We start from the raw sequence: 16,680 nt of genomic DNA, 5'->3' as shown, positions 1-16,680 counted from the left end.
ATGTACTTTATTCATATAAGGAGTATTTATAGATGATGTACTAAAGGAGCGTATTACTCATGCTAGAACAAGGATTAGATTATGTTGTCAAACTGGCTAAGAGCAAAAAACAAATGCTAGATACAAACCCGATGCAATATTTCATTCGTGCCGCACTTGCGGGTATTTATATCGGTTTTATTATTGTACTATGTTTTAAATTAGGTAACTTTTTTCACATTGCAGATTCACCAGCAACTTATTTAGCTGCTTCTATGTTTTTCGGAATTGCTCTCGTTCTTATTATATATGGTGGCGCTGAATTGTTTACTGGAAACACAATGTATTTCACTGTAGCAACTTTAAGAAAAGAAACAACTATTTCTGATACACTTCGCAACTGGGTTGCTTGTTATGCGGGTAACTTAGCTGGCGCTTTATTCTTTGCCTTACTATTTTACGCAACTGGCATTTTCGAAGCCATTGATCACGGTCATTTCATGAATAAAGTTGTTGAAGGAAAGATGAATACACCTACAATGCAATTATTCTTTAAAGCGATTTTATGTAACTGGCTCGTATGTCTTGCTTGCTTCTTACCTTCTCAAGTGAAAGGTGACACAGCCAAAATACTAATGATGATGATGCTCGTTTTCACTTTCTTTTTATCTGGTTATGAGCATAGTATCGCAAACTTATCATTGTTTGCCTTATCTTTATTATCACCACATCCTGATACAATTACTTTCGCGGGCGCTATTCACAACTTAATTCCAGTTACAATCGGTAACATTATTGGCGGATCTGTATTTGTTGGCATGGTATATCATTACTTAACAAAGAAAGCACCTGATGTTAAACAGGAAGAGACTGAATTAGTAGCCGCTCAAACAGAGGAAATCATTCCTTTACAAGCTCATATGAAACATTAAAAACTCCAAAGTTTCACTTTGGAGTTTTTAGCTCCCTACATATTTAACAACAAGGTAAGGATTAATCTCTCCTTCTTCCTTTCCCTTATTAATCCTCTGTTTCATCTTGTACATACCGATGACATCATTCGTATGAAGGCGAATTTCATTTACATATAAACCCTCTTTACAAAAAACTTCTACAAAATCTAATCCACTTTTTTCTCCCCACCCCATATTAAAATCAAGGGAAAGAATATTCACATCATAATCCCGAACCATTTGTAAGGCACATTCTACTGTAGTTGCCGGCACATACCCGTATGGACAACTTCTTTGATCATCCATATATACATTCATTTTCTATCCCCTCTCTATTTTGTATATGTGACCAACATATAACATATCGCCCCAAGGCTAATAAAAGGGCCAAACGGAATTTGAGTCCTCATTTTCATACGTTTTAATACTATAGCAGCTCCAAAGAAACAAAGACTAAAGCAAGATGCTAAAAATAAAATCAGAAAAATCCCTTTCAGTCCCACTATAAATCCAAGTAACGAAAGTAATTTTATATCTCCTCCACCAAGCCCTTCTGGATATATCTTTTGCATGCAATATAACAAAATGAATATAACGCCACTACCAACTATACTATCTGTCCAAGTGACTAACGGTACAAAAATACATTCTAAAATGAGTAAACAGGCAAACCAAGCTAAAATACGATTTGGGATTAACATATATATGTAATCTGTAACTGAAATAATAAGAAGTAATGAAAATAGCGATAAAATGATGATAAGCTCTCGTTCCATCCCAATCATATATACAGTAAGAAAAAATATCATTCCGGTTACAAGTTCAAATACTACGTACAAAATTGAAATTTCCCTCTTACAATTCGTACAACGTCCCCTTTGTATACAAAATGAAATGATTGGGATCAATTCTTTTGGCTTTAGCACATACTTACAATAATGACAATGTGAACGAGGGGTAATGATAGATTCACCTAGTGGCACTCTCATCGCAATTAACATAAAAAAAGAACCAAACACCATCCCCACTAACAATGCATATAAATAAGTGAACATCCCTTCCTCTCCTTTCCAGAAGAACATAGCAAAAAAAGGAGAGAATTTCTACTTCATATTATCCTTTATTCTACTAAAAAAGCAGGCCATTTTCTGGCCTGCTTTCCCCTCTTTTATACAATGAAATATACTGCTTTTAATGGTCCATGTACTCCGACAACAAGATTCATTTCAATATCTGCCGAGTTACTAGGCCCTGTAATAAAGTTAATACAAGATGCCACTGTCTCGCCATTTTCTACACGTGTGTTCATATCCTGAACTGCTTGTGTAATACGAGGCACAAGTGTTTCACGTGGAATAATAGCAAAGTAAACCGTCGGTAAAAAGTGTAAAGAACGACCTTGGCCTTTATGACTTTGTACAACAATCGTACCAGATTCAGCTAAAGTATAATCACTAAATGCGATTCCAATATTCGCTCTTTCAGCTATACGCATATTCTCTTCTTTTTTCTCAGGATCCCATACATTCACTTCAACATTTTGCTTTGGAAGCTCTTCTTTAAATAAAGAAGTCAATCCATAAGAATCAAAACGGTCATCTGCCGATAACATAATAGGTCCCCCGCCGTTTTCCACGATTACTTTTTGAATATCTTCACGTAAACGGTCATTTGTCGTTTCCACTACAGTTGTATGAATGTTTGTACATTGATTTTTAAATACTTCTAACAATTCTTCTTGTGAATAATCTTTTAGCGTTTCTACATTCACATTACTTTTCCATGCTGGACGCTTTACGCCTTCCGTTTTACGTGCGCGTCCAAGTTCTTTTGCAATATTATCTAGAAAGGACTCACGGTTTTGAATTAATCCTGTCATTATTTGTCCCCGCCTTTCTTATGATCTTTATACCAATCACGGAATCGTTCTTTACTTGGAGCCGGGAATTCCCGAATATCTGTCCAGTTTTTAAGTGGCCCAACACCTTTTGATACACGGTTACCAGATGTAAATGGACTCATTGCTGCTGGCGCCATTTTTGATCCCATTTTATATAAAGCTGCTGAAGATGCACCCATACTAAACATTTTCATTGCTAATTTTTCTGCAAGTGGAGCACGTCCTTCTTGCTCAACAATTACTTGACGATGTTTTAATAATAAATCATGCAATGGAATTTTTACTGGACAAGCTTCTGTACATGCTCCGCATAAACTAGATGCATAAGGAAGCTCTTTGTAATCGTCATACCCACCTAAAAGTGGTGTTAATACCGCACCAATTGGTCCTGAATAAATAGAGCCATATGAATGTCCACCAACGTGACGATATACAGGACATACATTGACACAAGCAGCACAACGAATACATTGCAATACTGAGCGGAATTCCGATCCAAGAATTTGAGAGCGGCCATTATCCACAACAACTAAGTGGAATTCTTCAGGTCCATCTACTTCCTCTTCTTGAATTGGTCCCGCTACAGTTACATAACTTGTTAATTTTTGCCCTACTGCACTACGACATAGTAAACCAACTAAAACATCTAATTCTTCCATTGTCGGAACCATACGCTCCATACCCATTACTGCAATTTGAGTTTTCGGAATCGACATAACAAGATCAGCATTACCTTCGTTCGTTACTAAACAAAGAGAGCCAGTATTTGCAACAGCGAAGTTACAACCTGTCACACCAATTTCTGCATCCATAAATTTCTCACGAAGTTGTTTACGAACAAACTTTGTCATTTCGTATGGATCATCAGAATTTTCATATCCAAGTTTCTCTTTAAATACGTCACGAATTTGCGCTCTATTTTTATGAAGTGCAGGCGCAATAATATGTGAAGGTGGATCGTTATCTACTTGCAAGATATACTCTCCTAAGTCACTTTCTAACACTTCACAGCCAATCTCTTCAAGGGCATGATTCATACTAATCTCTTCAGTTACCATTGATTTTGATTTTACAACCTTCTTCGCTTGTTTCTTTTTTGCAACGTCTTGAATATACTTTGCTGCATCCTCTTTCGTTTTCGCAAAGTACACGTGTCCGCCTCTTTTTGATACATTTTCACTTAATTGCATTAAGTAATAATCAAGATTTTCTAACGTATGTTGGCGGATTTGTTCACCTAGTTCACGCCACTCTTCCCAGTTTCCTAATTCGTCCGCTGCTTTTAAGCGATTCGTATATAAGCGCGTTTGTGCAGAAGATACTGCTCCGCGCATAAACGAATCTTGAATTCCATCGCCAACGCGATCATTAAATTTTTTCTCACTGATTTTCATAGACATAGCTTATGTTCCCCCTTCATGAGCGACTATTCAGTACCTCAGCAATATGCATTACTTTTATTTCTTTTCCTAAACGCTCAATACGTCCGCCAATGTTTAACAAACACCCACAATCTGCACCGATTAAATAATCAGCACCTGTTTCCATTGCACTATCTACCTTTTCATCTACCATTTGCTCAGAAATTGGAGTCATCTTCACTGAAAACGTTCCCCCAAACCCACAACAATTTTGTTCGTTTGGCAGTTCTCTCACAGTTAATCCTTTGACGTTTGATAATAAAATTCCTGGCGCCTCTTTTACTCCAAGCAGGCGTGTCATATGACAAGATTTATGAATTGTAGCTATCCCTGGTAAACTTGCACCAACATCTGTAACTTTTAAAACATCTACAATAAATTGTGTAAATTCATATGTTTTATCAGCAACCTTTTGTGCACGTTTAGCCCACTTCGGATCATCTTTAAAAACATGCGGATACTCATGAAACATTGTCGCACAAGAACCAGATGGTGTAACAATATATTCTGCATCTTCGAAAGTTTCAATCATATGTTTCATCGCTTCTTTTGCTGCTTCTACATGGCCGCTATTATAAGCAGGCTGACCGCAACAAACTTGTGCTTCTGGAAATTCAATTTCACAACCTAAACGCTCCAACACTTCAACTGTTGCTTTGCCGACATTTGTTTCAAACATATCGACTAAACAAGTAACAAATAAAGTAACTTTCATAATTATTACTCCCCCTTTTTACAACTCCACCAACAAACGTATGGTCATCAGATGACTAAAGAAAGAAGAAGTAGGCTCAACCATGGCCTATCCTCTCCCTCTTCTAAAGAAAACGCTTACTTAATCTCTCTCTATTTTATCAAAAAATTTGATTTTTAAAAGATTAAATTACGAATTTATATCGTTTTTACCTGTGACAATATGTTCTACATTTGTTAAATGATCTAGCATTGCTTGCTGCGCTAATTCTACATCTTGCTTTAACACGGCATCATATATAACTTGATGCTCTTCTATAAGTCGTTCTGATGTTGTTTGTTCACCATATAAAATAATGCGTCTTGATTCACCAATCGTTTCAGCAATCATCTCTGAAACGTGATTCATGAGTTCAAGCAAAATGTTGTTATGCGAAGACTCCGCAATTCCCATATGGAACTGAAAATCTGCTTTTTCGCCAGCCTTTTCATCTCCAATGCTCTTTGCCATTTCATCTAACCAATGCTTCATATTTTGCAAATTATCTTCCGTACGTTTTGCCGCAGCTGCTCGAACTGCCCCCACTTCAAGCACCTTTCGTACTTCTAATAAGTTCAAAATATCTTCTTTCTTCATTAATAATTTATTGTTTAATGATTTTGTTAATGAAGAAGAATCGAAATTCTTCACATATGTACCTTCTCCTTGTTTCATCTCAATTAAGCCCATTGCTCTTAGCGCACTTAACGCTTCACGAACAGCAGATCTACCAACTTGAAACTGCTCAGCTAATTGATGTACAGGAAGTAGTTTGTCACCAGGTTTTAACGTACCATTTTTAATCATTGTTAAAATAGCTTCAGATACTTCTTCGTAAATTTTTTTCGGTTTAATAGATTTGTACTCCAGTTAAATCACCTCAGTATCTTCCAAACAACAATTGAAACGATTTATAAGAACTTTGCATCATAACTATTTTAGAACGAATTGGTAAGAAGTACAAATGTTTTGTTCATAAAATCGTCAAAATTCCGATATTTATTTCATATTAATTTATATCTTTACGTATAACTTTTGTCTTCAATATAAAAAGCATGCTCTAAAAATTAGAACATGCTCCCCTCATCCTGTACTTTCAATTTAATACTAACCGTCGTTCCATTCCCTTTTTCACTTTCAATTCGCCACTGTCCATCATGTATATGAACAATTTGTCTGACAATGGCAAGGCCTAAGCCTGTTCCACCATGTTGACGACTTCTCGCTTTATCAACGCGGTAAAAACGTTCGCCAAGATTTTCTAAATGCTCTGTTTCAATACCGATTCCTGTATCTTTTATGTTCAATTCACAGTAATCATCTATCTGCCTGAGTGTTATCATAATATCCCCGTTTTGATTTGTATACCGTATCGCATTATCTAACACGTTATGAAGCACTTGTTGCATACGATCCTCATCAATCATTACAATGATTTCTGGATTTAGATTTGTTGAAATACGAATTTTCTTTTCTATAAACTTAATCTCATACGTATCTAACACATCTTCAATCAGTTGTGAAAAAACGATAGGTTGTTTCTTTAGCGGAAAATGTTCACCTTCTAATTGTGCTAAATCTAATAAATCATGAACGAGACGCTGCATACGCCCCGCTTCTTTATGAATGAGCTGTGTTACTTTTTCCTGCTGCGGTCCCTTCGCTACACCATCTAAAATAGCCTCACTATATCCTTTTATATAACTAAGCGGTGTTCTTAATTCATGCGAAACGTTAGCTAAAAATTCCTTTCGCTTTACGTCTTCTGTCTCTAAAGAATTTGCCATTTTATTAAATGCTTTTCCTAATCGTCCAATTTCATCTTCGGAAGAAATTGTAATCCGTTCTGAGAAATCTCCCGTAGCCAAATGATTGGCAACTCGTTCCATTTGCGAAAGCGGTCTCGTGATAGCAATAATAATCTTTCTACCAATCCATATTGTCAGTAAAGTCATAGCAAGTGCTAACGGTGCTAAAATAAGGCCCATATCATATATTAAGTCTTTTATACTTTTTAAAGGAATATAAGAATATACAATGCCAACTAATTTTTTATTTTCTAAAACAGGGATGACAACCCCCATAATATTACGGTCAAAATGTTCCTCATACCCTATCTTTGTCACAGTTTTCCCATCTAATAACGCTTGCCTGTCCCCTTCACTTATAAGGGAATGATGATGCACATCAAAAGGTAAACATGCGCTTAAATCACGCGGGTTAGATACGAAAAGAACGTCTGAACTAGATATTTGATCAAATGCTCTTACTTTCTCTTCAAAAGTTGCTATTCCTTCACGCTTATCATATTGCGCAGCAAGACGCTTCCCTTCCATTACTAATGAATCTTTTAAATTATCAACGTATAGTTTTTCATACGAATATAAAGATACAAAATAAAGAAAGGAAACTGTTACACATACTGCACATACTACTGTAAGCCAAAGCTTCTGTACCATCGTAAACATACGTTACACCTCAAATTTATAGCCTACACCCCAAACCGTTTGAATGTAGTTTCCACTTTCTCCAAGCTTCAAACGCATCGTTTTCACGTGCGTATCTACTGTTCTTGTACTTCCGGCATAATCATATCCCCATACCTTTTCCAGCAATTGTTCCCGGCTAAATACTTGCCCTGTATGTTGGCAAAGAAAATAGAGTAAATCAAACTCTTTTACTGTAAGAGAAATCGGCTCACCATCAGCCTCAATCTTCCTACTTTTTTCATTAATAAGGATCGGTCCAAACTGAATCTCCTCTTGTTGCTCTTGCTTTGTATAACGTCTTAATACAGCTTCCATACGAGCAATTAGTTCTCCAGGACTAAATGGCTTTACAATATAATCATCTGCTCCCATACGTAAGCCGTTCACCCTATTCCACTCCTCGCCTTTTGCTGTTAAAAATATAATTGGTACATCCGACGTTTTTCTAATTTCTTTACAAACTGAAAGTCCATCCATCTCTGGCATCATAATATCTAATACAACGAAATCATAATGATCCGTCTCTAATTTTTTTAGAGCCTCTTTTCCATTTTCAGCTTCTCCCCACTCGTATCCGAAATTATCTAAGTACATTCCAACAAGCTGCCTCATATCACTTTCATCATCTACAACTAGCACCCTATATTTACTCATTGTCCTTCCCTTCCCTCTCTATGAGTTGAAACGGCCCTTTTCCGACTTTAATTGTTTGTTTTATTTTCAAATTCTTCATATCCATGACACACACTTCATCACTATCATAGCTTGCTACATATCCTTCTGCTCCGCTCTTCAAAAATGCAAATGGGTTCGATCCTACTTCTACAGAAGCCACCTCTTTATACGTGCTAACATCAAACTTTCTCAGCGTATTCGAACCGTGACTTAATGCATATACATACTTACTATCCTTCGTTATATTCACAGGCATAAACGGAGCATGTAAAGAACGTACCATTTCTCCGCTCTGCAATGAATACACTAATACTTTTTCATTGACTTGATTTCCATCACCATGTCCGCCAATCCATATTTCTTTCCCATCTGGGCTAATTGTCGCTCCCGTTGATGCTGGGGGAATCATAAAGGATTGTATCATTTCTTTTTTCTTTGTATCAATGGTCGTTAGCTTCGTATCATAAAAGTTTAATACAGATAACTGGTTATGGTGCTCTACCATCGTTATTGGTCCTTTTCCTGTTGATACACTCCCTGTCTCTTTCCCTTTTATCGTAAAGAACCTTACCTTTTGAGCAGTTTGATCGGCAGCAAATAATTGCTTTTTATCTTCGGATACAATCACATTTACAATACCTTTTCCAGTTTTATATTTGTCCACTTGCCTTCCTTCTGTTAGTGAATATACATACATGTACTCTAACTGCTTGCCATATACAAGTATGTCCTCGCCGTTTGGAAGTAGTGCAACTCCTGCCATTGGCTCATTAAGTTCCCATGTCGTAATTAACTTTTTAGTTTGTTTATCAACAAAACTAATACTACCTTCTTTTATATTCGTTGTTATAATAACACTTTTATCTTTAGCAATCGGTGCATATGAACTTCCTTGACACCCTACTAATAGAAATAAAAAACAGAGAAGAAAAACATACTTTCTCAAAAGATTCCCTCCATCTTCGGATGATTTCGTTATAATTGTAAAATAACAAATAAATGTGTGGAAAGTGTGAAATTTTCCTTTCTTACTTCAATTACATATATAATGTACAACAAATAGAATTTGAGGTGTGCAAATTATGCTTTTTCCTGATTTAGCGAATAAAATTGTACGAGAAGTACGCAGATTAATTAAAGAAAATATCATTATCATTAATATACAAGGCGTTATTATCGCAAGTACAGATATAGAAAGAATCGGTCAATTTCATGAAGGTGCACTCCGCTGTGCAAAACAAAAGAAAACTGTCATTATTACAAAAAAAGATGAACAACGTTTGCAAGGCGTAAAAGCGGGTATGAACCTCCCTTTACTATTCCATGACGAAGTAATTGGTGTCATTGGAATTACAGGCGAACCTGAAAATATTTCACAATACGGAGAAATATTACGTAAAATGACCGAACTACTCATTCACGAAAACTACTTTTTAGAACAACTAGAACTTGAACACCGTTCTTATGAAGCATTTGTCTTTGATTGGCTCCAAAATACAGACTGGTCTCCAAGCTTTCTCGATCGCGCAAAAACACTTGGTATTGATTTATATAAGAAGAAACAACTTATTTTGTTCTCTATCGATCAAAATGACACGATGCTTCAGCGTAAGATTTGGCAACACGTACGCAATCTATTAACAAAGGAGCATCTATTTGTTCGCTGGGGAAATGATCGATTCATTTTATTTACAGCCACAAACTCCAAAGAGCAAACGTATCAATTTTTAAAAAGATTAAAACAAGACTGTGAAACTTTGTTTTCTATTCCTTTATATATTGGAATTGGAAAATCCGCTACACCAAGCAATATGAACTTATCGTACGAACAAGCATTACAAGCTCTTTCTGTATCACTTGAAACGAAAAAAATTGTATTTAATGAAGATTTACGTTTAGAAATGTGCTTACAAGATATTTCTGCTGAAACGCGGGAACAGTTTCTAAGGCGCACCATCGAAAACTTACTATCATCTCCTGAGCTTATGCACACTTTACGCTTATTTATTGATTATAACCAATCCTATAAACAAACAGCTGAACAATTACATATACACATTAACACATTGCATTACAGACTTAAAAAGATTGAGGAGCATACAGGACTTGACCCGAAACAATTCAAAGACTTAAACATTTTATACTTCTCCCTCCTCTTATTAGATAATTATACAAAAAAGAACGATAAAATAGATTAATCTTTAGATGATTATACATAGAAAGAATCCCTCAACTTTTTTATCATTATAATGAAAGCACTGTGACAACGTTTTTTATTATGACTAATTACGTTAACAGTTTGAGGGGGATTTCCAATGTTAGAAAAGCAAATTATTCATTCATTCGTATCCATTGTTGGCAAAGATAATGTAGATACATCCAATATGGGGCGTTTAACGTATAGTTATGATGCCACTCCAAACTTCCAAGCAATGCCTGATGCAGTCATTGCTCCTCGTAATACAAATGAAGTAGCTGACGTGTTAAAAGTATGTAACACTCACAAAATTCCTGTATATGTTCGTGGTTCTGGCACAAACCTTTGCGCAGGGACATGTCCACTTGAAGGCGGTATCGTCCTTATCTTCCGCCATATGAATAACATTTTAGAAATTGATGAAGAGAATTTAACAATTACTGTACAAGCTGGTGTTATTACGCTTGATATTATTAAAGCGGTAGAAGAAAAGGGTTTATTTTACCCACCAGATCCAAGCTCAATGAAAATTTCTACAATCGGCGGTAACATTAATGAAAACTCAGGTGGATTACGCGGATTAAAATATGGCGTAACACGTGATTATGTGATGGGTCTTGAACTTGTCCTACCAAATGGCGATATTATTCGTACTGGTGGTAAATTAGCAAAAGATGTAGCTGGTTACGATTTAACTCGTTTATTTATCGGTTCTGAAGGAACGCTTGGCGTCGTAACTGAAGCCATATTAAAACTTGTTCCTATGCCTGAAACGAAGAAAACGATGCTTGCACTATATGAAGATATTAATGAAGCTGCACGTGCTGTTTCTTCTATTATTGCAAATAAAATCATTCCAGCGACACTTGAGTTTTTAGATCAACCAACAATCGAAGTAGTAGAAGAATTTGCACAAATCGGTTTACCAACTGACGTAAAAGCAATTTTATTAATTGAACAAGACGGCCCGCCCGAAGTTGTCAATCGAGATATTGAAAAAATGGCTAACGTTTGTCGTTCTATGAATGCAGTCGATGTTCGCGTTGCAAAAGATGAAGCGGAAGCAGATGCACTTCGGACAGCTCGCCGTAGTGCACTATCAGCACTTGCAAGACTAAAACCTACAACAATACTGGAAGATGCAACGGTACCACGTTCACAGATTGCTCCGATGGTTGAAGCTATTAATGCCATTGCCAAAAAATATAATATTCCTATTTGTACGTTTGGGCATGCTGGCGATGGCAACCTACATCCAACTTGTATGACAGATGCTCGTAATGAAGAAGAAATGCACAGGGCTGAACAAGCCTTTGCTGAAATATTTGCGAAAGCAATCGAACTTGGTGGCACAATTACTGGTGAACATGGTGTTGGTGCGATGAAAGCTCCTTATTTAGAAATGAAATTAGGTAAAGAAGGTATTGCTGCTATGCAAGGAATTAAACATGCCTTCGACCCAAATAACATTATGAATCCAGGCAAAATGTTCGCGAAAGACACTCGCAAAAGAGTGGTGGTTGAACGATGACAACATTAAATAAAGAAAACATTCAAAAGGAATTTAAAGAACGATTAAGTGAAGATGAACTACTAAACTGTATGCGATGCGGTTTCTGCTTACCAACTTGCCCTACTTACATCCAATCTGGATATAAAGAATCACATTCACCACGAGGACGTATCGCAATAATGAAAGCGGTCGTTGACGGTTTAATTGAGCCAGATGAAGATGTTGAAAACACATTAAACGTTTGCCTCGGCTGCCGTGCTTGTGAACCTGTTTGTCCATCTGGTGTGAATTATGGACATTTATTAGAAGAAGCTCGTGATATTATAAATCAAAATAAAAAGTTCTCGGTGCCAGTGAGAGCCGTTCGTAAAATCGTTTTTGAAGGACTATTCCCGCATCAAAATCGAATGAGAACTTTAACAGGACTAATCGGATTTTATCAGCGTTCTGGTTTACAAACGCTAACACATAAAACAGGGATCATGAAGTTATTCCCTGAAACACTTGCAACAATGGATCTCGTTTTACCAAAAGTCCCTAAAATGAAAGCAATGAAAGATCGTCCTGAATTTTTACCTGCTGAAAGTACAAAAAAGAAACAAGTTGCATTCTTCACGGGCTGTTTAATGGATACGATGTTTTTAGAAACAAATAACGCAACGATGAAACTTCTTCAGTTAGCTGGTTGCGATATCGTTATTCCGAAAACACAAAGTTGCTGCGGGGCATTACATGGGCATGCTGGTGAGAAAAGTGGAGCAAAAGAATTAGCAAAACTCAATATAAAAGCATTCGAAGATTTAAATATCGACTATATTATTACCAATGCTGGTGGTTGCGGAGCTTACCTCGTAGACTACGATTATCTTTTAAAAGACGATCCACAGTGGGCAGAACGTGCAAAGCAGTTTGTTTCTAAAATTAAAGATATTACCGCTATTCTAGTAGAACTAGATTTCCATAAACGAACTGACTTACGACTCACACCGCAAATTATTACGTATCAAGACTCTTGTCATTTACGCAATGTTATGCGAACATCTTCAGAACCTCGTATGTTACTAGAAGCAATTCAAGGCGCAACATACCGTGAAATGAAAGATGCTGATCGCTGCTGTGGTTCTGCTGGTATTTACAATATTGTTCATTCAGAACTATCCATGGAATTTCTAGATTATAAAATGGATCGTGTACATGAAACAGAAGCAGCAACTATTGTTACTGCAAATCCAGGTTGTCTACTACAAATGAAATTAGGCATTGAACGAGAAGGACTTTCTCATAAAATGAGAGGAATTCACGTTGTAGATTTATTATTAGAAGCAATTGAAACCAACTCGTAATAACTCGTAACATACGTAATAATAGGAAAACGGCTATCTCCTTCGTCTATGTAAAGAGATAGCCGCTTTTTTGTCCGCTACAAGATTAAGAATATGTTACTTTATTATAAAAAAGAACAACAGAAACATTACAGTTTTGTAAAAATCAATCCAGTATATTCCTCAATAAAACGCTCAAATCATTGATACAATAGGATTCTTCATTTTCAATATAGGTACATTTATCCAGAAATCCCCTCTTAAAACGAAGTATAAAAATGCTGAAAATTCCTTTTATACTCTATGTTTCTCTTATTTTCTCCCTTTTCTTCACTTAGGATAAATTAGGTAATTTTAAAGTCTATGAATTTTTTTCCATCTTTTTTCTCGTAAATTGTATGCTACGATGAATTGGTCAGTCAGACAGGCTGTCAAAACAAATCGTGTGAAAACAAATTAAAACTTTATATAGGGGGACACACATCATGAAAAACCGTGTTTTATTATCTGTAGCTGCTGCAACAGCTCTTACTTTAGGAGTATCATCTTTAGATGCACAAGCTGCAACAGTACAACCATCTAACATAAAGGTTCAAAATATTCAGCATTCAAAAGTGATGATGAAGCAAATGAGTCAACAAGAATTACAAGCATTCTTACAATCTATGGGCGTTGAGTCATTAGCACAATGGCAACAAGGTAATTTCCAACCAAACTGCTTCATTCCTGGTCAACAACCAACTGAAAATGTTGTAATTGAGCAACCAACAGCTAAGCCAGAAACTCAAAAGCCTGCTGAGCAAAAACCAGTTGAGCAAAAGCCTGCTGAAGAAGTTCAAAAACCTGCTGAAAACAACAATACTCAAAAACCTGCTGAACAAAAACCTGCTGAGCAAAAGCCTGCTGAAGAAGCAAAATCTTTAAGCGAATTCGAACAACGTGTTGTTGAATTAACAAACGCTGAACGTGCAAAACAAGGCTTACCAGCACTAAAAATCGATACTGAATTAAGCAAAGTAGCACGTATCAAGTCTGAAGATATGCAAAAAAACAACTACTTTGATCATAATAGCCCTACATACGGGTCTCCGTTTGACATGATGAAGAAATTTGGTATTTCTTATACATCTGCAGGTGAAAACATCGCTCAAGGCCAACGTTCACCTGAAGAAGTAGTACAAGCTTGGATGAACAGTGCTGGACACCGTGCAAACATCTTAAATAACGGATTCACTCACATCGGTGTTGGCTATGTAGAGAGCGGCAACTACTGGACACAACAATTTATTACGAAATAAATAGATTAAAAGGGTCTTCTCATGATGAGAAGACCCTTTTTTATGTTTCATAACTTTCTATTATATATGAGTACAATATGTAGAACATAAACAAAATAGAGCCACAACTTATTACACTAAGCAACACATAAAATCCCCATTTCAAGTTCAAAAACAATGAAAATAATATACTACATGCCATCACTTGGAAAATCCGCCTACTCACTAAACGAATTTTTTGTAATTTAATCGGGTCTTTTTCCGTACTCTTAACTGTTTTAAACCCTTTACTAAGCATAAAAAGAAACATACTAATTCCAATTGTTAGTCCTGTCTGAAAGGATATCATGCTTTCAAAATTAATAAAAAGAATTAGCATATGGATAAACAACATAAATAAAGTAATTGTTTTTATAAATCCATTTGTAATGACATGCTCGCCCTCATTAAACTTATATATATTATGTGAAATAATATACACGAATCCATGTGAAAAAATAATAAGACAAGGAATAAATGCTAAAACAACTTGTTTACTCATAAACTCATTCGCCACACCATTTTCATTCCAATGTACTGCCATAAGGTTTGGTAAATATGGATAGAGGCATAGAGTAACTAAAAGACAAGCGAAAAATATTCCTAGTATATATTTATATTTGATCAAGTGATTCTCACCTCTCTTTTCTCTTAACGGCTTCGCTTCTTTTAGAGAAATTCCTGCAAGAATCTACTTTTCTCAAATTTAAACTTACACTTTATGCATTCATTCTTTGAAATTTTTTCATTGTATTATTTAATTTTGCAGGAAATGGTACACCCACTTCAATCTCTTCTTTCGTGATTGGATGTAAGAAGTGAATCTTCATCGCATGTAATGCTTGCCCTGTCATATATTTCGTTTGTCCGCCATATAATACATCCCCAATTAATGGATTGTCATTATAACTCATATGAACACGAATTTGATGTGTTCTACCTGTTTCTAATTGTAACGTTACAAGCGTAACATTTTGGTTTTTAAAATACTTCTCTACTTTATAATGTGTTATAGCTTGATCTCCCTTTGGAGAAACACGTCGTCTCGTCGCATGATGACGGTCTCTTCCAATAGCTGCGTCAATTGTGCCTTGCTTCTTTTTTACTTTCCCTTCCACAAGCGCCGCATATGTTCTTTTAATTTTTCGTTCCATTAATAAACGATCCATAATTGCACCAGCAATTCTATGCTTAGCAAACACGACACCACCTGTCGTATCTTTATCTAACCGATGAATATGACGAACCTTCGTCTCTAAACCTTGCATTTGAAAATGAAAGGCAACGAGGTTTGCAAGTGTTCCCGTTCCACCTTTTTCAGCAGGATGTGTGTCCATCTTCTCCGGCTTATTTACGATGAGTACGTGATCGTCTTCATATGCTACATCTAATTCACCATATTCAGGCTCCACACCGTACTCTTCCTCCATAAACATATGAACTTGTAACTTATCGCCTTCTTTTAAAAGATCATTCCATCTTCTCTGTTCTCCGTTAACGGTAACACCTTTCTCCATACGAAGATGATGTAACAACTTTTTCGGTATTTCCCATTCTATTTTTAATAACGACTCAATGCTTATACCATTCCATATAGCTGGAACAGTAATTTCGCACCATTCGCCCTTCTTGTTCGTTTCCATACTGTATCACCTTATTTCTATTGATTCTCTCATTGTAACGGAAAATACACTTTGATGCACCGTCAAAAATAGAGGACAGTCTTATAATAGACTGCCCCCTTATGCTCTACGTCTTTTCATTTCCTGCAATACTTCTTCCGCTTTTTGTTCATACGATAAATCTTTAAAGAAATCCGCCAATCTTTTATAATCATTATACGTATCTAATAAGTCATCAATTTTTTCTACTTTCATCACTTGTTGTTTTTGCTTCATTTTTACTGGATAACGATAGCCCGATACTTCTTGTATTTTGTAATACTCATCCTCTACTTGAATGACCTTTACAAGCTCCTCCTCTTCCGCATCCATCGTATACCCATCAAAATCTCTCAACAATTCATAAATAATATGAGTCCATTCATCTTTTGGATAAAATCCTTTTTCTAACCGATAACCGACAATGCGATACATATGCCCATCGTTTTCTGCAAACTGTACTGTATCATTTAGCTTGAACTTAAAATAACGAAACATTGCCTTCACCTACTTATATGTAA

At 36.1% G+C, this 16,680-nt stretch carries 17 protein-coding genes; 5 read left to right on the top strand and 12 right to left on the bottom strand.

The features are described from left to right. Positions 1-59: 59 nt before the first annotated feature. The gene (locus tag KVT31_RS11855; RefSeq protein ID WP_088095637.1) at positions 60-911 is read left to right on the top strand and encodes a formate/nitrite transporter family protein; all 852 of its coding nucleotides are present in this window, start codon (positions 60-62) and stop codon (positions 909-911) included. 27 nt (positions 912-938) lie between these two features. Here KVT31_RS11855 and KVT31_RS11850 read toward each other — a convergent pair whose 3' ends face one another. The 9 genes from KVT31_RS11850 to KVT31_RS11810 form a co-directional block, all read right to left on the bottom strand. Next, entirely contained in the window at positions 939-1,250 is a 312-nt protein-coding gene (locus tag KVT31_RS11850; RefSeq protein WP_088095636.1) for a cyclic-phosphate processing receiver domain-containing protein, read from the bottom strand. Positions 1,251-1,264: 14 nt separating this feature from the next. Beyond that, positions 1,265-1,987, bottom strand: coding sequence for a prepilin peptidase (locus KVT31_RS11845; RefSeq protein ID WP_088095635.1), 723 nt, complete (start codon positions 1,985-1,987; stop codon positions 1,265-1,267). Between the two features lie 113 nt (positions 1,988-2,100). Continuing rightward, on the bottom strand, positions 2,101-2,811 hold the full coding sequence (locus tag KVT31_RS11840; RefSeq protein WP_088095634.1) for a LutC/YkgG family protein: 711 nt from the start codon (positions 2,809-2,811) through the stop codon (positions 2,101-2,103). Continuing rightward, positions 2,811-4,232 (bottom strand): LutB/LldF family L-lactate oxidation iron-sulfur protein, encoded by a 1,422-nt coding sequence (locus KVT31_RS11835; protein ID WP_088095633.1) that lies wholly within the window; start codon positions 4,230-4,232, stop codon positions 2,811-2,813. The genes KVT31_RS11840 and KVT31_RS11835 overlap by 1 nt, the downstream gene beginning before the upstream one ends. 16 nt (positions 4,233-4,248) lie before the next feature. Then, on the bottom strand, positions 4,249-4,968 hold the full coding sequence (locus KVT31_RS11830) for a (Fe-S)-binding protein (RefSeq protein ID WP_000869144.1): 720 nt from the start codon (positions 4,966-4,968) through the stop codon (positions 4,249-4,251). Between the two features lie 168 nt (positions 4,969-5,136). Beyond that, positions 5,137-5,826 carry a FadR/GntR family transcriptional regulator gene (locus KVT31_RS11825; RefSeq protein WP_254913065.1) on the bottom strand — a complete coding sequence of 230 codons (690 nt, stop codon included), beginning with the start codon at positions 5,824-5,826 and terminating at the stop codon, positions 5,137-5,139. A gap of 227 nt (positions 5,827-6,053) precedes the next feature. Then, positions 6,054-7,454 (bottom strand): sensor histidine kinase, encoded by a 1,401-nt coding sequence (locus tag KVT31_RS11820; RefSeq protein WP_088095632.1) that lies wholly within the window; start codon positions 7,452-7,454, stop codon positions 6,054-6,056. A 3-nt stretch (positions 7,455-7,457) separates the two neighbouring features. Further along, the gene (locus KVT31_RS11815) at positions 7,458-8,129 is read right to left on the bottom strand and encodes a response regulator transcription factor (protein ID WP_000049878.1); all 672 of its coding nucleotides are present in this window, start codon (positions 8,127-8,129) and stop codon (positions 7,458-7,460) included. Then, entirely contained in the window at positions 8,122-9,096 is a 975-nt protein-coding gene (locus tag KVT31_RS11810) for a YncE family protein (RefSeq protein ID WP_088095631.1), read from the bottom strand. The genes KVT31_RS11815 and KVT31_RS11810 overlap by 8 nt, the downstream gene beginning before the upstream one ends. A 136-nt stretch (positions 9,097-9,232) precedes the next feature. Between KVT31_RS11810 and KVT31_RS11805 the strand changes: the two genes are divergently transcribed. The 4 genes from KVT31_RS11805 to KVT31_RS11790 all read left to right on the top strand — a co-directional run bounded on the left by KVT31_RS11805 (position 9,233) and on the right by KVT31_RS11790 (position 14,480). Next, complete coding sequence (locus tag KVT31_RS11805) at positions 9,233-10,348, top strand: CdaR family transcriptional regulator (protein WP_088095630.1); 1,116 nt, start codon at positions 9,233-9,235, stop codon at positions 10,346-10,348. Between the two features lie 117 nt (positions 10,349-10,465). Further along, positions 10,466-11,878, top strand: coding sequence for a glycolate oxidase subunit GlcD (gene glcD, locus KVT31_RS11800; protein WP_088095629.1), 1,413 nt, complete (start codon positions 10,466-10,468; stop codon positions 11,876-11,878). Next, on the top strand, positions 11,875-13,203 hold the full coding sequence (locus tag KVT31_RS11795; RefSeq protein WP_088095628.1) for a (Fe-S)-binding protein: 1,329 nt from the start codon (positions 11,875-11,877) through the stop codon (positions 13,201-13,203). The genes glcD and KVT31_RS11795 overlap by 4 nt, the downstream gene beginning before the upstream one ends. Before the next feature lie 464 nt (positions 13,204-13,667). Beyond that, complete coding sequence (locus KVT31_RS11790; RefSeq protein ID WP_088095627.1) at positions 13,668-14,480, top strand: CAP domain-containing protein; 813 nt, start codon at positions 13,668-13,670, stop codon at positions 14,478-14,480. A 40-nt stretch (positions 14,481-14,520) separates the two neighbouring features. Here KVT31_RS11790 and KVT31_RS11785 read toward each other — a convergent pair whose 3' ends face one another. From KVT31_RS11785 to KVT31_RS11775, 3 genes are all read right to left on the bottom strand, one after another. Next, a complete protein-coding gene (locus tag KVT31_RS11785; protein ID WP_088095626.1) occupies positions 14,521-15,126 on the bottom strand; it encodes a DUF1648 domain-containing protein in 606 nt (201 codons plus the stop codon). A 91-nt stretch (positions 15,127-15,217) separates the two neighbouring features. Further along, the gene (locus KVT31_RS11780) at positions 15,218-16,141 is read right to left on the bottom strand and encodes an RluA family pseudouridine synthase (RefSeq protein WP_088095625.1); all 924 of its coding nucleotides are present in this window, start codon (positions 16,139-16,141) and stop codon (positions 15,218-15,220) included. 99 nt (positions 16,142-16,240) lie between these two features. Then, entirely contained in the window at positions 16,241-16,657 is a 417-nt protein-coding gene (locus KVT31_RS11775) for a hypothetical protein (RefSeq protein WP_000490295.1), read from the bottom strand. Between the last annotated feature and the right edge of the window lie 23 nt (positions 16,658-16,680).

Origin of the sequence: Bacillus sp. GbtcB14 (assembly GCF_019091205.1) — a bacterium.
GTDB lineage: Bacteria > Bacillota > Bacilli > Bacillales > Bacillaceae_G > Bacillus_A > Bacillus_A cereus_AG.
The sequence above is the reverse complement of the archived record's forward strand: the minus strand, read 5'-3'. Positions and strand labels throughout refer to the sequence as shown.